Raw genomic sequence first — 18,814 nt, forward strand, 5'->3', positions numbered from 1 at the left:
TCAGCGGTTGCGGCCGGTGTAGCTCGCGCAGGTCGCATTCCCACAGACCGCCACCTTCAGGTCCCCGTTCACGTCGTCGAGGTAGGCGATGACCGGCTTGGTGTCGACGCCGACGGCGATCGACGTGCCGAGACCGACGGTGCCGGCGGTGTCGAGTGAGGTGATCGTTGCTGCGGTGCAGGCGGGGTTGGTGCACGCAGCCGTTTTCAGGTCGCCGTTGGACGTGTCGTAGTAGCTGATGATCGGGTTGTCGTTGGCACCGATGGTGATCGAGGTGAAGGCGCCGACGGTGCCGGCGGTGTCGAGCGGGGTGATGGTGGCTGCGGTGCAGGCGGGGTTGGTGCATGCAGCCGTTTTCAGGTCGCCGTTGGACCCGTCGTAGTAGCTGATGATCGGGTTGTCATTCGCGCCGATGGTGATCGATGTGTACCGGCCGACGGTGCCGGCGGTGTCGAGTGAGGTGATCGTTGCTGCGGTGCAGGCGGGGTTGGTGCAGGCCGCGACCTTGAGGTCGCCGTTCGCGATGTCGCGGTAGCTGATGGTCGGGTTGCCGTTGGCGCCGATGGCGATCGACGTGTCGGTGCCGACGTCGCCGGCGCTGTCGAGTGGGGTGATGGTGGCTGCGGTGCAGGCAGGGTTGATGCAGGCCGCGACCTTGAGGTCGCCGTTCGCGATGTCGCGGTAGCTGATGGTCGGGTTGCCGTTGGCGCCGATGGCGATCGACGTGTCGGTGCCGACGCTGCCGCCGGTGTCGAGCGAGGTGATCGTTGCTGCCGTGCAGATGGGGTCGGTGCAGGCCGCGACCTTGAGGTCGCCGTTCGTGGCGTCGCGGTAGCTGATGGTCGGGTTGCCGTTGGTGCCGATGGCGATCGACGTGTCGGTGCCGACGTCGCCAGTGGTGTCGAGTGGGGTGATCGTGGCTGCGGTGCAGGCAGGGTTGGTGCATGCGGCCACCCTCAGATCGTCGTTGGACGAGTCGTAGTAGCTGATGATCGGGTTGCCGTTCGCGCCGATCGCGGTCGACGTGTTCAAGCCCGTTGAGCCGGCGATGTCGACGCTGCTCACGCTGTGGCCGGTGTCGGTTCCGCCCGCAGGCCCGGCAGGTCCGGCAGGTCCTTGTGGACCAGGGGCACCGATGCTCGATGACGGTTGGTAGAAGCCGTTGACGTCGATCACGACGTTCACGGTGCCGAACGCGTTGAACACGTTGAACGACCCGTCAGGCGCCAACGGGATGTTCGCTGCGTTCGGAGTCGGAGCCTGACCGGCCACGAAGTTCAGGTTGGCCGTCCCCGGATTGTCGACGTCGCCGGGGAACAGGGTGAGAAACCCGCGTGCAGTCGGGTTCACCGCGACCGTGTTCGTCGCGATCGCTGTCGCCGACGAGGGGATCTCACACGGTGAGTCTGCATCGCTGCCGTCGTGGGCGTTGAACGTGGCCACTTCGTCGCCGCCGATCGGCTCATCGCGCGAACCGGTGTTGAGCGCCGGATCGGAGCGCGTGTCGATCAGACGACATGGGGTGATCGACACGAACACCGACTCGGCCGACTCGCCCGCGCCCGACACCAACTGTGTCCCGATCAATGTGCCCGCCACCGCGACACCACCAGCAACCAACAACCCCATCAATCTGCTCATGCGAAAACTCTGCCACAATCCGGCCACCTCGGATTGCACGCCGGCGCGAGCGGCGCCGCCGCGGATAGGTTGCCGCCATGAAGAAGCCTGAAGTCACCATTCCCGACGAGACCCCGACCGGAGAGCTGGTCATCGAAGACCTCACGGTCGGCGACGGCAACGAAGCCACGTCGGGTGCCAACGTGACCGTTCACTACGTGGGCGTTTCGTGGTCGACGGGCAAGCAGTTCGACGCGTCGTGGGATCGCCTCGAGCCGTTCCGCTTCGGCCTCGGTCAGGGCCAGGTCATCCAGGGCTGGGACGAAGGCGTGCAGGGCATGAAGATCGGCGGCCGCCGCCGCCTCACCATCCCGCCGCACATGGGTTACGGCGCCCAGGGCGCCGGCGGTGTGATCGCCCCGAACGAGACGCTCGTCTTCGTGGTCGATCTCCTCGAAGTCACCTGACCGAGCTGACCGGAGTCCGGTGTCTCAGCGGCTGCGACCGGCGTAGTTCTCGCAGGTCGCGTTCCCGCAGACCGCCACCTTCAGATCGCTGTTCGAGTCGTCGTTCTGGGCGATGACGGGTTTGGTGTCGACGCCGATGGCGATCGACGTGTAGAAGCCGACATCGCCGGTGGTGTCGAGTGGGGTGATCGTCGCTGCGGTGCAGGCAGGGTTCGTGCATGCGGCCACCTTCAGATCGCGGTTTGAGAAGTCGAAGTAGCTGATGATCGGGTTGCCGTCCACACCGACGGTGATCGACGTGAAATACCCGACGTTGCCGGTGGTGTCGAGTGGCGTGATCGTCGCAGCGCTGCAAGTGGTGTCGGTGCAGGCCGCCACCTTCAAATCAAACTTGCTGGCGTCCTGGTAGCTGATGATCGGGTTGCCGTTCGCCCCGATGGTGATCGATGTGTACTGACCGACGTCGCCGGTGGTGTCGAGTGGTGTGATGGTTGCTGCGGTGCAGGTGGGGGTGGTGCAGGCCGCGACCTTCAGGTCATCGTTGGTGTCGTCGTAGTAGCTGATGATCGGGTTGCCGTTCGCCCCGATCGTGACCGACGTGTACCGGCCGACGTCGCCGCCGGTGTCGAGTGGTGTGATCGTCGCCGCTGCGCAGGTCGGGTTGGTGCAGGCCGCGACCTTCAGGTCATCGTTGGTGTCGTCGTAGTAGCTGATGATCGGGTTGCCGTTCGCCCCGATCGTGACCGACGTGTACCGGCCGACGTCGCCGCCGGTGTCGAGTGGTGTGATCGTCGCCGCTGCGCAGGTCGGGTTGGTGCAGGCCGCGACCTTCAGGTCATCGTTGGTGTCGTCCTGGTAGCTGATGATCGGGTTGTTGTTCGTGCCGATGGTGATCGATGTGTACTCACCGACGTCCCCGGTCGTGTCGAGTGGGGTGATGGTGGCTGCGGTGCAGGCTGGGTTGGTGCAGGCCGCGACCTTGAGGTCATCGTTGGTGGCGTCGTGGTAGCTGATGATCGGGTTGCCGTTCGCTCCGATCGCGGTCGACGTATGCGAGCCGACGATTCCAGCAGTGTCGACGCCGCTGACACTGTGGCCGGTGTCGAGCCCACCCGCAGGCCCCACTGGTCCCACAGGCCCCACTGGTCCCGCAGGTCCAGTGGGGCCCTGCGGGCCTGTGGATCCCGCCGGGCCGGCGGGTCCTTGTGGGCCGGTGGCTCCGATGCTCGTTGATGGTTGGTAGTAGCCGTTGACGTCGATGACGACGTTCACGGTGCCGAACGCGTTGAACACGTTGAACGACCCATCGGCCGCCAGCGGGATGTTGGCTGCGTTCGGAGTCGGAGCCTGACCGGCCACGAAGTTCAGGTTCGCGGTCCCAGGGTTGGCGACGTCGCCGGGGAACAGTGTGAGGAATCCCCGTGCTGTGGGGTTCACCGCGACCGTGTTCGTCGCGATGGCGGTCGCCGAGGCCGGGATCTCGCACGCCGAGTCGGCATCGGAGCCGTCGTGGGCGTTGAACGTGGCCACTTCGTCTTCGCCGATCGGCACATCGCGCGGCCCGGTGTTCAACCCTGGGTCGGAACGCGTGTCGACCAGACGGCACGGCGTGACCGATATGAACACCGACTCGGCTGACTCACCTGCCCCTGACACCCACTGTGTCCCGATCAACGTGCCTGCCACGCCGACACAACCAGCCACCAACAATCCCGTGAACCTTCTCATCCCAAAACACTGCCACAGCCCCCTACCCCGACATCTCGACGGGCCGGCCGGGTGCTCTCAGGCGGGTGGGAAGGGCAGCGGTGCTCGAGTCGGTGGGGTGAGGCCGACCAGGGGTGGTCGCAGCGTCTGCGACGTGCCGTGTGGTGAGTTGAGGTTGAAGTGTCCGCCCCCGAGGGGCTCGATACTCCATTGCTGTTCGTGGAGGAGTTGGTGGTGGAACCAGCAGAGCAGCACGAGGTTGTCGGGTTTGGTGTCGCCGCCGTCGAGCCAGTGTTGGGCGTGGTGGGCGTCGCATGAGCCGGCGGGGATGGAGCAGCCGGGCCACCGGCATCCGTGGTCACGGATGAGCAGCGTGTCGAACAGTGGGTCGGTGACGACTCGGTGGGAGCGTCCGTAGTCGATGACGGTGCCCAAGGGGTTGGTGATGTAGCGGTGGACGTTGCAGTCGCATGCCATCCGCCGGATCGTTTCGGCTGGTACGACGGTCGTATCCAGGTCGGTGTCGATCACGCCGCCACCCGTCGCGTTGTCGAGGTCGTCGTACGCGATTGTCGCGATCACCTTCGGCTTGCGTCGCTTCTTGCCAGGCGCCACGTCGAGGTTGGCCAGTGTGATGCGCGCCATTTCAGTGAGGGCGTCGGCCCGGCGTTGGCTGGCGGTGCGGGTCTCACCGTCGGCTGGTTGTGACAGCGCGCGGATGGCTTCGCGAACCAAGGCGAGTGCTTCGGGGTCGAGGGTGCCGTCGAGGCGTCCCATCCCGTCGAGCAGGCTCGACAGGTGCAGGGCTCGTGAGTCGAACTGTTCTTGGCTGGTGCGTTCTTCGCGGTGGGGGTCGGCGCGCATGCGCCAGGTGTCGAGCACGAAGCGGAAGTCTTTGTGGGGCAGGTCGACCGCCCACGATCGCAGCATCGCCTCGTCGCGTTCGAAGATGTCGGCGACGTCGAGGGTCCAGGCGTCGGCCAACGAACGCAGGTTGGTTTCGGGGATGTGTCCGGCTGCGAACGCGGCCTTGATGAGTGGCATGTGTTGGATGCGTTCAGCCAACTGCAGGGTGACTTTGCAGTGGCCGATGCCTTCGCCGGTGGTCTGGTAGAGCCAGTCGGTCGCCGAGCGGTAGCCGAGCGTGTAGAACTCGCCCCGCTGGACGATGGCGTGGACTTCGTCGAGTTGCTCGGCGCGCTGGCGACGCATCCCACGCGTGGCGGCGGTGACCGCGGGTGTGGGGTCGGCGAGCCGGTCGAGTTCCTCCACACACTCGGCGATCGACAAGGTCTGCATACGAACAAGTGTACGACAGGGGTGTCTCAGAGTTGGGGCAACGCGCCAGGAGTCCGAGTGTTTCGGCGCCGACGATCGAGCGTCGGTGGTTTCCGTGTCATGGGCCTTGACCTCGACTCGGGTCGAGGTTGTTGACTCGGCGTATGCGTTCGATTCTTCCTCCCATCCTCGTGCTGATCCTGATCATCGTTGCGATTGTCATCGGGTTGCTGGCGCCAGTGGTCAGCTTGATCGACGGGTGGTGGCGCCTCGTGGGGTTGGGGCCGATCTTGGGCGGGGCGGCGCTGACCTGGCGCAGTTCGGCACTGTTCGAAGCGCTCCGGACGAACATCCACACGTTCCGCGACCCCGACGTCCTCGTCGTGGATGGACCGTTCGCGTGGTCGCGCAATCCGATGTACCTCGGGTTCGCCACGCTGCTCGCCGGCGTCGCGATCGCGGTCGGGTCGCTCTCGGCCTGGATCGCGCCGGTCGCGTTCGTGACGGCTGCAGGTCGCTGGTACATCCCGTACGAAGAAGCGAGAATGGTCGCTCACTTCGGAGACGACTATCGCATGTACCAACAGCACTGCCGCCGATGGATCGGGCGGTCATGACCGAACTCATCGACATCGGCGATGTCATCGCACGATCGGGCCTGCCGGCCACCACGCTGCACGTGTGGGAGCGGCGCGGTCTGATCGCCGTCGCCGGCCGTCGCGGGATCCGCCGGCAGTACCCAGCCGACATCCTCGATCGTCTTGCGACCATCGTCGTGCTCAAGGGCGCAGGTTTTCGGCTCGACGAGATCGCGGCGCTCCTCGCGCCGGATGCGTTCGATGACGGCAAGCACCGTCTCGAGGCGAAGATCCTGGAATTGCAAGCGACGAGAACGCGGTTGGACCGAGCCATCGACGGTCTCACTCATGCGCTCGAGTGTCCGAACCCGGTCCCGCTCGATTGTCCAGGCTTCCAACAACACGTTGCCGATGCACTGCCGGTCAGCCGCAACGGGGAACGCGACGCTGCTCCGTCGGGATCGGCAGACGACTCGCTCGGCTACTCGGAGATGAGTCGTTCGGCGATGTTCGAGAAGTAGTCGAGGTGCGCCTCGATCGAGTCGAGGCCCTGGCCCATCGACACCGATGCGAAGTGGGTTCCTCCAGCCTCGCGCCAGCGTTCGGCGGCGTCGGCTGCGTTCTGTGGATCGCCGGCCCGGAGACCGACCCACTCGTGGCCGTAGTCGGTCATGTCGCGACCGTTCTCGGCCGCTCGCGCCACCACGTCGTCTTTGGCGCGGAACACGCGCCCCTCGTCGCCCGCGTACATGAATCCGTCGCCGAGTTCGGCGCCGCGGCGGAACGCGGCCGGGCTGAACCCGCCGATCCAGATCGGGATCTGTCGCTTCGGTTTCGGAATCAACGTGCCCCGATCCATGGCGTCGAACTCGCCGGTCCAGTCGACGAGATCCTCCGACCACAGTGTGCGGAGGTACTCGATCTGTTCGTCCGCCCGCCGACCGCGGGTCGAGAAGTCCTGGCCGAGCGCGTCGTACTCGACGTAGTTCCAGCCGACACCGACACCCATCCGGAACCGCTCGCCCGACAACAGATCGAGATCGGCTGCCTGCTTGGCGACGAGCACCGTCTGGCGCTGCGGGAGGATGAGGACGCCGCTGGCGAACTCGATGCGCTCGGTCATGCCGGCGAGGTAGGCGAACATCACGAACGGGTCGTGGAAGGGATCGTGCTCGGTGTACGGCCCCCACAGCTTCGGTTCGCGGTCGGCGTGAACGGCGCCGACGACGTGGTCGTAGGCGAGGAGGTAGTCGAAACCGAGTTCTTCGGTCGCCAGACCGATCTGGCGGACTGCGTCGGGGTCGCCACCCAGTTCGGTCTGCGGGTAGACGACGCCGTACTTCATGATTCGATCTCGCTGTTCTTCCAGGCGTTCCAGTACGTGACCTGTTCGGCCGGCTTGCGGTTGGCGAGCTTGAAGTCGTCGCCGGTGTAGTAGGCCGTCGGGATGCACGCGAGTTGCGTCACCGTGTCGGGGATGCCGAGCGCTTCGCCGACTTCGTTGGCGTACGGCAGGTGCAGCGTGGTCCACGCCGTGCCGAGCCCGCGCGACCGGGCCGCCAGGCAGTAGCTCCACACGGCGGGAATCACCGACCCCCACCAGCCCTGCTGAACGTCACCGGCGTCGGCGGGCGAGCCGAGAGCACACGGAATCGCCAGGACCGGGACGTCGGCGAGGACCTCGGCCAGGTGCGTGCTCGAGTCGATGATCGGATCGGACGACGCGGCGTTGCCGGCCTTCGCCACAGCGGCCCGCTGCTTCTCGATGTACGGGGCGTACGAGCGCTGATAGGCGTCGGCGATGACCGCCTTCTTGTCGGGATCGTCGACGATCACCCAGCGCCACTTCTGGTAGTTGCCGCCCGCCGGGGCCTGCGTCGAGATGCGCACGCAGTCGAGCACCAGCTCTCTCGGCACCTCTCGGGTGAGGTCGAGACGCTTGCGAACAGCGCGCGTCGTCGAGAGCAGATGATCGGTCTGATCGAGGTCGAAATCCATCTCGTCAGACTGCCGTAGCGGCCACGCGTCGATCGAAGCGGGAACGACCGATTCGGTCACAGCACGCCAGTTCGGTCACGGCGCGCCGGCGTCGGCGCCGCCGGGCAGGGGAGCGGAAGTGATCAGGAGTCGGGGGTGTGGACCCGAGCGGAGTACTCGACCGATTCGCGGAGGAACGCGGCGATGACCTCGTCGACCGTCGCTCCCGCAGCGAGTTCGTGCACCTCGGCCGCGTCGGCTCGATCATCCTCGGCGGAGGGAGTGCTGATCTTGCTCGCCAGTTCGTCGATGCTGTCGGCGAGCACGTAGGCAGACGCCCCACTCCGCAGGATCCGCTTGACCGGCCCGCCCAACTCCACGCCGAACTCCCAGTCGTCGAGTTCGACCACCACCACCCGTGCGCCGTCGTACTTGTCGCTGAGCGCACCGATCAGTTGCGGGCTGCACGACGGCGTGAGGACGAGATCGACGTGGTCGACCGGATCGCGTACATCGACCACACGCGCATCGAGGAGCTCGGCGAGACGTTGCCGTGCTGCCTTCTTCAAGGGGAGTGCGGTGACGATGGTGCGGCGCTCGGCGACGACCTCGACCTCGGCCGGCATGTCGGGGCGACGGGGTTCGATGCTCACGCTCGGGCCTCCATGTCCAGACGGTAGTTGTCGTCGCGAACGATGTGTCGGCGGCCGAGGATGCCGAGGGGCAGTTCGGTGTCAGTCGGTGTCAGTCGGCCACGGCGGCGAGCCCGTCGGCCCACCACTGTTCGAAGTGGGGGAGCACGGCGGCGTCGACCAACTCGACGATCATGCCGCTCGGCGGAACCACGTAGGCGAACACGCCGAAGCCGTCGTCGGGAGCCGTCTGCGACGCTGCGCAGGTCCACCCGTTGCGGAGCGCTTCCTCGGCTTCGGCCGCCACGTCATCGACCCACACACCGATGTGGTGAACGCCGGGTTGTTCGCGCCCGTCCCACACCGATCCGGGCTCGCCTTCGAGGAGTTCGAGGTGCTGCGGACCCTCGCAGGAGTACGTGTAGGTGAGCGGCACGGTGTGCAGGCCGCGCTCGGGGGTCCAGACCTGCTGGTCGTTCTGGCGCACCTCGGCCCACGTGAGGCCGAGCTGTGCGCCGAGTTCGTCCATCGCCGGACGCAGCGATGGCACGCGCACGCCCGTGTGGTAGATCCGCTGGTAGTCGATGGCCATGGTCAGATGATCGGGACTTCGGTGTGGCGACCGAAGACCCCGGCGAGCGTCGACATGATCTCGCCGAGCGTGGCGTACACGTGCGAGGCCTCGATGAGCGTCGGCATGAGGTTGACCTCCGGGTCGGCCGCCTCTTGGGCCAGGCGAGCCAGCACCTTCTCGACGGCCTCGCTGTCACGGTCGTGCTTCACCGTGTCGAGGCGAGCGCGCTGACGCTGCTCGTCTTCGTTGGTGATCTGGAGGATGTCCATCGTGTCGTCGTTGCCTTCGAGGAAGTCGCTGACGCCGACGATCACACGCTCGCCGGCGTTGAACTTGCGCTCGAGTTCGTACGCCGAATCGGCGAGACGGCCCTGGAACCAGTTCTCGTCGATGCCGCGGATGACGCCTTCGAGGATCGAACCGTCACCGAACTCGTCGAGCTTCGAGAAGATCTCTTCGGCCTGACGCTCCATCTCGTCGGTCAGTTCCTCGACGAAGTACGAGCCGCCGAGCGGGTCGGCGACGTGCGTGACGTTGGTTTCGTGCGCGATGACTTGCTGCGTGCGAAGCGCGATGCGTGCCGACTTCTCGGTCGGCAGCGCCAGCGCCTCGTCCATCGAGTTGGTGTGCAACGACTGCGTTCCGCCGAGCACCCCGGCGAGCGCTTCGATCGCCGTGCGCACGATGTTGACCTCGGGCTGCTGTGCGGTGAGCGACACGCCGGCGGTCTGGGTGTGGAAGCGGAGCTGCATCGACTTGGCGCTCTCGGCGCCGTAGCGCTCCTTCATCCAGCGCGCCCAGATGCGGCGGGCAGCGCGCAGCTTGGCGATCTCTTCGAAGAAGTCGATGTGGGCGTTGAAGAAGAAGCTGAGCCGGGGTGCGAACGTGTCGATCGGCAAACCGGCCTGCAACGCCAACTCGACGTAGGCGAAGCCGTTCGCGATCGTGAACGCCAACTCTTCGGCAGCGGTCGAGCCGGCTTCGCGGATGTGGTAGCCGGAGATCGAGATCGAGTTCCAACGCGGCATCTCGGCGGCGGTGAACTGGATCGTGTCACGAACCAGGCGCATCGACTGGCGCGGCGGGAAGACGAACTCCTTCTGCGCCTGGTACTCCTTGAGGATGTCGTTCTGCAGCGTGCCGCCGAGGCGCACGCGGTTGACGCCCGACTTCTCGGCCTGGGCGATGTACATCGCGAAGATCGGCGCCGCAGGGCTGTTGATCGTCATCGACGTCGTGATCTCACCGAGGTCGATGTCGGCGTAGAGGTCTTCCATGTCGGCGAGCGAGTCGACGGCCACGCCGCAGCGACCGACTTCACCGAGCGCCATCGGGTCGTCGGAGTCGAGCCCGAGCAGCGTCGGCATGTCGAACGCCGTCGACAGCCCGCCGCCGCCGGCCTTGAGGATCTCCTTGAAGCGGTTGTTCGTGTCTTCGGCGGTGCCGAACCCGGCGAACATGCGCATCGTCCACAGCTTCGAGCGGTACATCGACGCGTGCGGCCCGCGGGTGTAGGGGTACTGGCCGGGGAACTCTCCGTCGTCGGGTCCGTAGACCGGTTCGAGCGGGATGCCCGACATCGTCGAGTAGTCCTGCTCTCGGATTCGCGAAGCCCCGAAGGCTTCTTCCCAGATTTCACGGTTCGTGGGCTCGCTCATGGCCACAAACGTAGACGCTTCGGTGTCGCGACGACGAGGACAACGGCGTGGTGTGACACATTCCTGAACGCTCTTTCGGAAATCTCGGCCGTCGGGTGCGAACTGAGCGGCGCGCTCCCGCTAGAAACGAGTCGATGCCACGTTTCGCGAAAGACCAGGCCGCCGCGGATCCGAACGGGTTCGCGCTCGTCGACGGACAGCGAGAGTTGAACTGGCTCGAGGTCGACGATGCGTTGAACCGCTCGGCGAACCTCCTGCTCGACCTCGACCGACAGGGTGCACTCGGGCCCGATCACCGCATCGCGGTGTTCGCCGAGAACGCCGCCGAGACCGCCCTCGCCCACCTGGGTGGGCTGCTGGCCGGTGCCTCGTCGGTACCGGTCAACTTCCACCTCACCGCCGACGAAGCCGCCTACATCCTCACCGACTCGGGGAGCCGGGTGCTCTTCGTCGGCCCCGAAACCCTCGAGCGAGGTGTCGAGGCTGCACGCCAGGCCGGCGTCGACACCATCATCGCGTGGGACTGTCCGCCCACCGACGGCGTGACGCCGTGGTCCGAGTGGCTCGCCGGCGGATCGACCGACGACCCGCCCGACGACGTCGTCCCACGCCCGAACCTGCTCTACACGTCGGGCACCACCGGACGCCCCAAGGGCACCGAGCTGCCGCCCACCATGTTCGCCGGTGGCACCAACATGGTCGAACACCTCGAAGCGCTCGCCCAGGGCGGATTCTCCGGCTTCGGCACCCACCTCGTCGTCGGCCCGATGTACCACACCGGCCCGCTCTCGGGCATGCGCCTGCTGTGTGCCGGCGTGCCGTCGGTGATCCTCGCCAAGTTCGACGCCGAGCAGACGCTCGCGATGATCGACAAGTACAAGACCGAGACCACGGTGATGGTGCCGACGCACTTCGTTCGCATGCTCGCCCTGCCCGACGAGGTCAAGGCCAAGTACGACGTGTCGTCGATGAAGCTCATGGCGCACACCGGGGCGAAGTGCCCGGTCGACGTCAAGGCAGCGATGATCGAGTGGTTCGGCCCCGTCTTCCGCGACGCCTACGGGGCGAGCGAAGTCGGCACCGTGTGCGCCATCTCGAGTGAAGAATGGCTCGAACACAAGGGTTCGGTCGGCCGCTCGATCCCGCCGTTCACCGCCCTCGTGCTCGACGAGGAGATGAACGAGGTGCCGGCCAACACCGAAGGCCAGCTGTTCTTCCGTGACGCCACCGGCCGCGGCATCATCTACCCGAACGACCCGGCCAAGACCGCCGCCTCCAACCCCGAACCCGGACTCTTCACACTCGGCGAGATCGGCTACCTCGACGAAGACGGCTACGTCTTCATCACCGACCGCTTCAGCGACATGATCGTGTCGGGCGGTGTGAACATCTATCCCGCCGAGGCCGAACAGCTGCTCATCGATCATCCCGGCGTCGCCGACGTCGGCTGCATCGGGGTGCCGCACCCAGAAATGGGTGAGTCGCTCGTCGGCCTGGTGCAGGCGACCGACCCCGACAACCCGCCCGACGTCGCCGAGCTCTCCGCTTGGCTTCGCGAACGGCTGAGCCACTACAAGTGTCCCCGTGAATACCACGTCGTGACCGATCTGATGCGGAACACGATGGGCAAGATCAACAAGCGGGCCCTGCGCGATGCGTGGTTGGCCGGAACCATCGAAGAAATCACCGTCGACCCAGTTGGAGACTCCGCATGACCGACACACAGCAACGCCCCGCCATCGACCCGAACATCAGCATCGAGGATTTCGAGGCAGAAGCGCTGGCATGGCTCGAGGCCAACGCCGAACCACGGCCGGACGCCAGCGGCCCGATCGAATGGGGCAACGGCGAGTTCAGCGTGTCGGTGTTCCATGCGATGGACCACGACACCGAACTCGAGTACATCACCAACATCCAGAACTGGGTCATCAAGAAGGCCGAACGCGGCTACCACGCGATCGCCGCGCCGGTCGAGTACGGCGGCCTCGGCCTCAGCCGCAAGCACGCTCGGGCGTACGGGCGCCTCGAGCGCAAGTTCAAGTCGCATGGCAAGCACGAACTGCTCGGCGTCACCACGGGCCTGATCGCTCCGACGATCAACGTGTTCGGCACCGACGAGCAGAAGCAGCGCTTCCTTCCCGATCTCATGTCCGCGCGGACGCTGGCCTGTCAGCTGTTCAGCGAGCCGGGCGCCGGCTCCGACCTCGCCGGCCTCGCATGCCGCGCCGAGCGCGACGGCGACGAATGGGTCATCAACGGCCAGAAGGTCTGGAGCTCGGGAGCCCAGTTCGCTCAGTGGGGCGAGCTCATCGCTCGCACCGACGTCGACGAGGTCAAGCACAAGGGCATGACGGCGTTCATGATCCCGCTCGACCTTCCGGGCATCGAAGTGCGACCGATCCACCAGATGAGCGGTGGCTCGTCGTTCTGCGAAGTCTTCTTCAACGACGTCCGCATCCCCGACGACCTCCGCATCGGCGATGTCGGCGCGGGCTGGAGTGTCGCGCTCACGACGCTCGGCTTCGAACGCGACCACTCCGAGTCGGGGTCCGAGGGCGCGGCAGCCGGCGGCACCTGGAAGCAATTGCTCGCCACCGCTCAGCACGAAGGTGTGACCGCCGACCCGGTCATGCGTGACAAGCTGATGCAGGTGTACATCAAGGACCGGATCGAGTCGATGGTCAACCGTCGCGCCGCCGACCTCGCCAAGTCGGGCACACCTGGCCCCGAAGGCTCGCTGGGCAAGCTGCTCTGGACCGAGGGAATGTACGCGATGACCGAGATGATCAGTGCCGTGCTCGGCCCGAAGCTCATCGCCGACAGCGGCGAGTGGGGCACGTTCGAATGGGGCGAGCACGTGCTCGGTGCCCCGGGCTACCGCATCGCCGGTGGATCCGACGAGGTGCAGCGCAACATCATCGGGGAGCGAGTGCTCGGTCTGCCACGCGAGCCCAAGGCCGACACCGGCCCGTGGAAGGACGTTCCTCGCTGAGATGAGCTACGAGGAACTCGCCGCCGTTTTCCTCACGCCGTCCACGCCTGCGCCGCCGTCACCGGCACTGCCGACGACGCGAGCCCGTCGACTCCGCGACGCGATCGAACCGATCGCCACCATCGGATGGTGGTCACGAGCGGCGACCGAGCAGTTCACCGCCCTCGGACTCGACTTCTTCGGCGGCTACGTGTGGGGGAGGGCCGCAGCACTCGGGCCCGACGTCGACGCCGGCGTCGTCGTGTCGGCGTTCGGCGTGTTCGAGCCGACGCTCCTTACCTCGGTGCTCGACGGCGCTCGCTCGGCAGCGTCACACGAGGCGGTACTCGCCGGACGTGAAGCCGGCGCCACCGACGGGCTACGCGCCGTCGTCGCTTCCACGACCGACATCGACATCGAACTCGTCGAGTCGGCCGGAGCGCGGCTGCGAGCCGCGCTCGACGGCGTCGACGGCACCGCTCGTCCGCTGTTCAGCGCGCTCCGCTCGCTGCCGATCGGCGCCGACCCGCACGCCGCGCTGTGGCGAGCCGCCGAGATGTACCGCGAGCACCGCGGCGACGGCAACCTCGCGGCATCCGTCGCTGCAGGCCTCGATCCGGTCGAGATGAACGTGCTCACCGAACTGTGGCTCGGCTATCCGATCGGCGAGTACTCCGCCACACGGGGGTTCGGCCCAGAGCGCATTCAGCAGGCGGTCGACGCGATCGAAGCCAGCGGCTGGGTGTCTGGCGGTGTCATCACGGAGTCGGGTCGCGCAGCGCGGACCGCCATCGAGGCGGCGACCGACCTCTCGCAGCATGCGATCATCGAGGCCATCGGCGACGGCTTCGACGACCTGGTCGGCGACCTCGAGACGATCGGTGCCGCCGTCGTCGACGCGCAGGTCGCGCCGGCGGATCCTCGCAAACGAGCCGCGGGCTAAGCCGTTGCATCGACCGTCGTCGGCGCACGCCGGACGGCACCGGGCGGCGTGCCCGTGATGCGTTTGAACGCCCGGCTGAACGCTGCCTCGGTCGTGTAGCCCAGCCGTTCGGCGGTCTGTGCGACCGTGAGTCCTTCTTCGGCGAGCAGGTCGGCGGCCAGGTGCATCCGCCACGTGGTGACGTACTGCATCGGCGACTCGCCGACGAGTTTCGTGAACTTGGCGGAGAAACTCGACCGTGACATCGCCACCTCCCGCGCCAGCGACGCCACCGACCACTCGCGCTCGGGTTCGCGGTGCACCATCGCGATGGCATGACCGATGAGCGGGTCGTCGAGTGCGCCGAGCCAACCCCGTGGCGACTCGGTGTCGGTGGCGATCCAGTGCCGGATCGCTTGGATCACGAGCACGTCGGACAGCCGTGTCACGACGGCCTCGCCTCCCGGCTGCGTCGCCGCGCTCTCGTGCGCCATCAGGCCGAGCAACGTCGGCATCCACGGCCATTCGGCGTGCACGGTCGACGACGTCACGTGGATCACTTCGGGTAGCAGGGCCACGAGCGATCGTGCCGCAGGGTGCTTGAACTGCACGGCGCCGCAGATCAGGTTGGTCGCTGTGCCGCCACCACCATGGCGGAGGATCGCGTACTGGCGGCTGACGTATTCGTGCGGCAGGTCGAACACCGAGGGCGTGTCGTTGCCGATCGCGTCGACAGCGTCGTGGCCGCGTCCGTGTGGCAGCACCACCAGATCGCCCTCTCGCGCCAGGCGTTGCGTCCCGTCGGCGTCGACGAGCCAGCACTCGCCCGACGTGATGACGTGGAAGTACACGCAGTCGGGGAGCGCCGGCATGCCGACACCCCAGGGTGCGGTGAGTTCGGAGCGGCAGTAGAACACGCCCTCCATGCGCATGAAGTGCAACGCCTCGGCGAGCGGATCGGTGATGAGTGGAACACCGGCCTCGCCGATCTCGTTGGGGGTGTGCGCGGTACCCATGGTCCACACCGTTCTAGTCGCTCTCGACCAGCGCGGCGATCGACGCACAACCGAGCGCGGCGACCGCAGCGGCCGTGCGCAGCGCGTGCCAACGGTTCCACGGCGACTCGTAGGTGCGTCGACGCTCGGCCAGCGCCGCCCGATCCGTTGCATCGAGCGAGAACCGGTCGAGCGCGTCGTTGAGCGGGATGTTGCCGACGCCGGTGACCCCGATGAGGCCGACGGTGTACAGCACGGTCGCCGAACCGAGCCACCAGGCGGCGCGGATGTTGCCGACCCGGGCCTGAGCGAACGCCGCGGCGCCGAGGACGAGCGGAGTGGCGACGAACGGCACGACGAATCCGGGGTTGATGATGGCCCGGTTGATCGACTGCATCGTCTCGACGTAGGTGTGGTCGTCGACCTGTTTCGTGCCGGGGATCACCGACACGGCCCAGCCGAAGAAGAGCCCGGCCATCAGTCCCGTCGTCACGACCGAGGCCCCCGTGAGGACGCTCGCCGCGCTCATCGCTCGACCTCGCCGATCGCCTCGGCCGTGGTGATGCCGGCGCCGCTGTGCAGCGGGTCGCGGATGATGTCGATGGCCCGGGCGCCGGGGCCGTAGCTGTGGATGTTGCCGACCGGTGTGATGCGGATGAAGGCGCCGTCGAGTTCGTCGAGCGCGCCGTGGCCACTGATGAGTTTCAGCGTGCCGTCGTCGATCAATCGGCGGGCGGTCGGGTCGGTCATCTCGACGAGTGTCGCGGTGGCCTGGAAGTGGATCGTGTAGGGCGGCCCTGCCGGAAGCCGCCGGAACGGGATGGTCACGCCGACGTGCTCGTTTGCTGCGATGTTCCGGCCCTTGCGGCTGGTGCTCATGGTGTGCGCCCAGAGCGCGCCGTCGGCCCAGACGTACACGACGCCGGCCGAGTGAGGGCGCCCGGCGGGCGACACGGTGGCGAGCGTGCAGAACGACTTGCGGCGGATCAGTCGGACGATTCGGCGTGCGTGGCCGTCGCCGGTCAGGAGACTCGCCATGGCGTCGGCCGCCGTGTCGGGTGGCGGAGCCTGCGGCGTGCGCGTGGCGGTGGACGTGGTGGAGGTGATGTTCGTCGTGGTCATGACGTCCACGATGACCGACCGTTCTCGGACGCGGAATGGCTCAGACGCCGGTGTTCATGACCGATCGTCCGAACCGCTCGGCGTCTGGGCGCCGGGCGTGTCCAGCGTCAGGAACGCGGGGTGAGCGACACGTTCGTCTCGCCGATCTCGAGCTGCGCGTACAGGTGCTCCCAGAAGTGGCGCAGCTTGGTCTCGTTGTAGTTGGCGAGGACGACTTCCTGCTGCTCCTGGGCCTTGAGTCCCTTCTGGACCTGCGGCAGGTTGATCGAGTCCTGCTGGAAGATCTTGGCGACGGCGCCCATCTCGGTGGCCATCGTCCAGTCGTCGTCGGGGCCCAGCTTGGTGACCTTGGCCGGAGTCGGGCGATTGTCTTGATCGCCCCACGGCGTGAACATCATCACTTCGAAGATGCACTCGTCGGGATTGTTGCCGTGCGGACGGAAGCGGTAGTTGAGCGTGCTGAACACACCCCACGGCGACCAGTTCGGGAACACGGAGTAGTAGGTGGCGTCGAGCATCTCGGAGTCGCTGAACTCGTCGGGGTCGATCGCGTCGCCGAACTGCTGGCGGACGCCGTCGCGACGCTGCGCCGCGACCCAGGCACGCGTCTCGGCTTCGGTCGTGATCTCGGGCGGCGGTGCCGGATCGGTGAGCGGCAGATCGAGCACGTCTTCGGGCGTCGGGCCGCCGATCCACTTGCACAGGTGCTGATCGCCCTGCTTGATCGGACCGTCGAGCCATTCACCCTCGTCGGTGAAGTGGCTCTCGTTGCCGTCGAGGTCGATGATGCGAACCTTGCCCAACTCGACACGTTCGTAGATGTGGCCGTTCATCGGGTGCCGGTAGCGCGAGAACTGCTTGCCGTCTTCGAGGCGCTCGTAGTGCTTCATGCCGATGAGGTGCGGGCTCTCGACGGCGTTGGGCGAGATGGCTCGAGAGAAGTTGCCGTACGTGTCGTAGCGCGTGTTGGCGTCGCCGAGGTTGGTCATCAGCGTCGGGTGGGTCGCCACCACGTGGTACGACTCCATGAACGCTTCCTGGCAGGCCTTCCAGTTGACCCGCATGATCTTCTCGACGTGCACGACCTTGACGCGCTTCTCGAACGGGTACTTCTCGTGGTGCTCGTCGAGGCCGGCGAGGTAGTCGGCGAGCGGTTCGGCGTTGCGGTCGGGGTTGATGAACACGAAACCGTGCCACGTGTCGACCGACGCCTCGGGCAGTTCGTAGTCCTCCTTGCGGATGCTCGGGAAGTCCCACTCGCACGGGATCTCCTTCATCGACCCGTCGAGGTTCCAGGCCCAGCCGTGGAACGCACAGCGCAGGTTCTTGGCGCCCTTGCCGTGGGTTTCGCGAAGCAGGCGGCCGCGGTGCAGACACGCGTTGCGGTAGGCCTTGATGCCGTCGTCGGTGCGCACGATCAGGAACGACATGTCGGCGATCTCGTAGACGTGGTAGTCGCCGACCTCGGGGATCTCCTCTTCGAGGCACGCCATCTGCCACACGCGGCTCCACAACTTCTCCACCTCGAGCGCGTGGAACTCGGGCGAGGTGTAATACCAGGCGGGGACGCGCGTGTTGCCCTCGCGCAGGCCGACCCGGCTCTCGTTGCGGAGCAGGTCGGACACGGGGCCCGAGTCGCCCTCGAGCAACTCGGTGAAGCTGATGCCAGCGGAGCGGTCGGTGCCGGTGATCGTCTCGGTCATGAGGCCATGTTCGCACGCCACTTCGGCTCGTATCGAGTTGGTGAAAAGGCGTTCGGATTGTGGTGAGCTCGGCCCGATACGCCTGGCAGACAGTCGCTACACTCAGCACTCTTCGGACGAGATCGGACTTCACCACATGTCACGTAACCAGTACCACGACTACCTCCGCGCTGTCCCGCTGTTCGCGGGTGTCGACGACGAGGACCTCGACGTCATCGGCGCCGCGGTCACCGAACTCTCCTTCAAGGAGGGCGACGTGCTCATGCGTGCCGGCTCGACGGCTCGCGAGATGGTCATCGTGCTCGAGGGCTCGCTCTGTGTGAAGCTCGGCGACACCGAGATCGCGCTCATCGAGACCGGCGGCTTCGCCGGCGAGATGGGGCTGCTCGCAGGTCGTCCGCGCAACGCCGACGTGGTGGCCAAGGGGCCGACCAAGGTGTTGCACATCGACAGTCGCTCGTTCGACAACGTGCTCGACGAAGCGCCGCAGATCGCGGTCAAGATGCTGCCGATCGTCGCCAAGCGCGTCGTCGACAACAACTCCCGCGTCTCCGACTGACCCGGTTGCCGGCGTCGTTCCGACGCCGAGCCGGCCGCTCATCGCGGTCGG

General features: G+C 66.6%; 19 protein-coding genes. 7 read left to right on the forward strand and 12 right to left on the reverse strand.

Annotated features, from left to right (window positions below):
• The gene (locus tag YM304_RS08325) at positions 1-1,641 is read right to left on the reverse strand and encodes a hypothetical protein (protein ID WP_154723370.1); all 1,641 of its coding nucleotides are present in this window, start codon (positions 1,639-1,641) and stop codon (positions 1-3) included.
• 77 nt (positions 1,642-1,718) lie between these two features.
• On the opposite strand from YM304_RS08325, the gene YM304_RS08330 reads away from it, so the two are divergent.
• Positions 1,719-2,087 carry an FKBP-type peptidyl-prolyl cis-trans isomerase gene (locus YM304_RS08330; RefSeq protein ID WP_015441221.1) on the forward strand — a complete coding sequence of 123 codons (369 nt, stop codon included), beginning with the start codon at positions 1,719-1,721 and terminating at the stop codon, positions 2,085-2,087.
• 24 nt (positions 2,088-2,111) lie between these two features.
• Here the strand turns inward: YM304_RS08330 and YM304_RS22255 are convergent, their stop codons facing one another.
• Both YM304_RS22255 and YM304_RS22260 read right to left on the reverse strand, forming a co-directional pair.
• Positions 2,112-3,773, reverse strand: a complete 1,662-nt coding sequence (locus tag YM304_RS22255; protein WP_231897666.1) for a hypothetical protein — start codon at positions 3,771-3,773, stop codon at positions 2,112-2,114.
• A 99-nt stretch (positions 3,774-3,872) separates the two neighbouring features.
• Positions 3,873-5,093, reverse strand: coding sequence for an HNH endonuclease signature motif containing protein (locus tag YM304_RS22260; protein ID WP_015441223.1), 1,221 nt, complete (start codon positions 5,091-5,093; stop codon positions 3,873-3,875).
• 143 nt (positions 5,094-5,236) lie between these two features.
• Here YM304_RS22260 and YM304_RS08345 point away from each other — a divergent pair, with 143 nt between their 5' ends.
• Together YM304_RS08345 and YM304_RS08350 are read left to right on the forward strand one after the other, a co-directional pair.
• Complete coding sequence (locus YM304_RS08345) at positions 5,237-5,689, forward strand: methyltransferase family protein (protein WP_015441224.1); 453 nt, start codon at positions 5,237-5,239, stop codon at positions 5,687-5,689.
• On the forward strand, positions 5,686-6,171 hold the full coding sequence (locus YM304_RS08350; RefSeq protein WP_015441225.1) for a MerR family transcriptional regulator: 486 nt from the start codon (positions 5,686-5,688) through the stop codon (positions 6,169-6,171). Before YM304_RS08345 ends, YM304_RS08350 begins: the two co-directional genes overlap by 4 nt.
• On the opposite strand, the gene YM304_RS08355 is transcribed toward YM304_RS08350, so the two are convergent.
• From YM304_RS08355 to YM304_RS08375, 5 genes are all read right to left on the reverse strand, one after another.
• Positions 6,132-6,995 carry an LLM class F420-dependent oxidoreductase gene (locus tag YM304_RS08355; RefSeq protein ID WP_015441226.1) on the reverse strand — a complete coding sequence of 288 codons (864 nt, stop codon included), beginning with the start codon at positions 6,993-6,995 and terminating at the stop codon, positions 6,132-6,134. The two genes, YM304_RS08350 and YM304_RS08355, sit on opposite strands and share 40 nt — an antisense overlap.
• Positions 6,992-7,648, reverse strand: coding sequence for a nitroreductase family protein (locus YM304_RS08360; protein ID WP_015441227.1), 657 nt, complete (start codon positions 7,646-7,648; stop codon positions 6,992-6,994). Before YM304_RS08360 ends, YM304_RS08355 begins: the two co-directional genes overlap by 4 nt.
• A 122-nt stretch (positions 7,649-7,770) precedes the next feature.
• Positions 7,771-8,280: a hypothetical protein gene (locus tag YM304_RS22265; RefSeq protein ID WP_015441228.1), complete on the reverse strand. Its 510-nt coding sequence runs from the start codon at positions 8,278-8,280 to the stop codon at positions 7,771-7,773.
• Between the two features lie 91 nt (positions 8,281-8,371).
• Positions 8,372-8,851: a VOC family protein gene (locus YM304_RS08370; protein ID WP_015441229.1), complete on the reverse strand. Its 480-nt coding sequence runs from the start codon at positions 8,849-8,851 to the stop codon at positions 8,372-8,374.
• Positions 8,852-8,853: 2 nt separating this feature from the next.
• Positions 8,854-10,491: an acyl-CoA mutase large subunit family protein gene (locus tag YM304_RS08375; RefSeq protein WP_015441230.1), complete on the reverse strand. Its 1,638-nt coding sequence runs from the start codon at positions 10,489-10,491 to the stop codon at positions 8,854-8,856.
• A 134-nt stretch (positions 10,492-10,625) separates the two neighbouring features.
• Here YM304_RS08375 and YM304_RS08380 point away from each other — a divergent pair, with 134 nt between their 5' ends.
• From YM304_RS08380 to YM304_RS22270, 3 genes are read left to right on the forward strand one after another with little or no spacing between them, the layout of a single operon-like run.
• Positions 10,626-12,206: an AMP-binding protein gene (locus YM304_RS08380; RefSeq protein ID WP_015441231.1), complete on the forward strand. Its 1,581-nt coding sequence runs from the start codon at positions 10,626-10,628 to the stop codon at positions 12,204-12,206.
• Positions 12,203-13,483, forward strand: coding sequence for an acyl-CoA dehydrogenase family protein (locus tag YM304_RS08385; RefSeq protein WP_015441232.1), 1,281 nt, complete (start codon positions 12,203-12,205; stop codon positions 13,481-13,483). Before YM304_RS08380 ends, YM304_RS08385 begins: the two co-directional genes overlap by 4 nt.
• 1 nt (position 13,484) lies before the next feature.
• A complete protein-coding gene (locus tag YM304_RS22270) occupies positions 13,485-14,405 on the forward strand; it encodes an SCO6745 family protein (protein WP_015441233.1) in 921 nt (306 codons plus the stop codon).
• Here the strand turns inward: YM304_RS22270 and YM304_RS08395 are convergent.
• The 4 genes from YM304_RS08395 to YM304_RS22275 all read right to left on the reverse strand — a co-directional run bounded on the left by YM304_RS08395 (position 14,402) and on the right by YM304_RS22275 (position 18,204).
• Positions 14,402-15,400 carry an AraC family transcriptional regulator gene (locus tag YM304_RS08395; RefSeq protein WP_015441234.1) on the reverse strand — a complete coding sequence of 333 codons (999 nt, stop codon included), beginning with the start codon at positions 15,398-15,400 and terminating at the stop codon, positions 14,402-14,404. The genes YM304_RS22270 and YM304_RS08395 overlap by 4 nt on opposite strands.
• Before the next feature lie 13 nt (positions 15,401-15,413).
• On the reverse strand, positions 15,414-15,908 hold the full coding sequence (locus YM304_RS08400; RefSeq protein WP_015441235.1) for an anthrone oxygenase family protein: 495 nt from the start codon (positions 15,906-15,908) through the stop codon (positions 15,414-15,416).
• Positions 15,905-16,501: a pyridoxamine 5'-phosphate oxidase family protein gene (locus YM304_RS08405; protein WP_015441236.1), complete on the reverse strand. Its 597-nt coding sequence runs from the start codon at positions 16,499-16,501 to the stop codon at positions 15,905-15,907. The genes YM304_RS08400 and YM304_RS08405 overlap by 4 nt, the downstream gene beginning before the upstream one ends.
• A gap of 107 nt (positions 16,502-16,608) precedes the next feature.
• Positions 16,609-18,204 (reverse strand): aromatic ring-hydroxylating oxygenase subunit alpha, encoded by a 1,596-nt coding sequence (locus YM304_RS22275; RefSeq protein ID WP_015441237.1) that lies wholly within the window; start codon positions 18,202-18,204, stop codon positions 16,609-16,611.
• Positions 18,205-18,340: 136 nt separating this feature from the next.
• Here YM304_RS22275 and YM304_RS08420 point away from each other — a divergent pair, with 136 nt between their 5' ends.
• On the forward strand, positions 18,341-18,763 hold the full coding sequence (locus YM304_RS08420) for a cyclic nucleotide-binding domain-containing protein (RefSeq protein ID WP_015441238.1): 423 nt from the start codon (positions 18,341-18,343) through the stop codon (positions 18,761-18,763).
• Positions 18,764-18,814: the final 51 nt, after the last annotated feature.

This window comes from Ilumatobacter coccineus YM16-304 (genome assembly GCF_000348785.1).
Classification (GTDB): Bacteria; Actinomycetota; Acidimicrobiia; order Acidimicrobiales; family Ilumatobacteraceae; genus Ilumatobacter_A; species Ilumatobacter_A coccineus.

Coding starts and splice junctions, on each gene's coding strand:
- YM304_RS08325 (WP_154723370.1), bottom strand. CDS start 1,641: ATGAGCAGATTGATGGGGTTGTTGGTTGCTGGTGGTGTCGCGGTGGCG.
- YM304_RS08330 (WP_015441221.1), top strand. CDS start 1,719: ATGAAGAAGCCTGAAGTCACCATTCCCGACGAGACCCCGACCGGAGAG.
- YM304_RS22260 (WP_015441223.1), bottom strand. CDS start 5,093: ATGCAGACCTTGTCGATCGCCGAGTGTGTGGAGGAACTCGACCGGCTC.
- YM304_RS08345 (WP_015441224.1), top strand. CDS start 5,237: ATGCGTTCGATTCTTCCTCCCATCCTCGTGCTGATCCTGATCATCGTT.
- YM304_RS08350 (WP_015441225.1), top strand. CDS start 5,686: ATGACCGAACTCATCGACATCGGCGATGTCATCGCACGATCGGGCCTG.
- YM304_RS08355 (WP_015441226.1), bottom strand. CDS start 6,995: ATGAAGTACGGCGTCGTCTACCCGCAGACCGAACTGGGTGGCGACCCC.
- YM304_RS08360 (WP_015441227.1), bottom strand. CDS start 7,648: ATGGATTTCGACCTCGATCAGACCGATCATCTGCTCTCGACGACGCGC.
- YM304_RS08370 (WP_015441229.1), bottom strand. CDS start 8,851: ATGGCCATCGACTACCAGCGGATCTACCACACGGGCGTGCGCGTGCCA.
- YM304_RS08375 (WP_015441230.1), bottom strand. CDS start 10,491: ATGAGCGAGCCCACGAACCGTGAAATCTGGGAAGAAGCCTTCGGGGCT.
- YM304_RS08380 (WP_015441231.1), top strand. CDS start 10,626: ATGCCACGTTTCGCGAAAGACCAGGCCGCCGCGGATCCGAACGGGTTC.
- YM304_RS08385 (WP_015441232.1), top strand. CDS start 12,203: ATGACCGACACACAGCAACGCCCCGCCATCGACCCGAACATCAGCATC.
- YM304_RS22270 (WP_015441233.1), top strand. CDS start 13,485: ATGAGCTACGAGGAACTCGCCGCCGTTTTCCTCACGCCGTCCACGCCT.
- YM304_RS08395 (WP_015441234.1), bottom strand. CDS start 15,400: ATGGGTACCGCGCACACCCCCAACGAGATCGGCGAGGCCGGTGTTCCA.
- YM304_RS08400 (WP_015441235.1), bottom strand. CDS start 15,908: ATGAGCGCGGCGAGCGTCCTCACGGGGGCCTCGGTCGTGACGACGGGA.
- YM304_RS08405 (WP_015441236.1), bottom strand. CDS start 16,501: ATGACCACGACGAACATCACCTCCACCACGTCCACCGCCACGCGCACG.
- YM304_RS22275 (WP_015441237.1), bottom strand. CDS start 18,204: ATGACCGAGACGATCACCGGCACCGACCGCTCCGCTGGCATCAGCTTC.
- YM304_RS08420 (WP_015441238.1), top strand. CDS start 18,341: ATGTCACGTAACCAGTACCACGACTACCTCCGCGCTGTCCCGCTGTTC.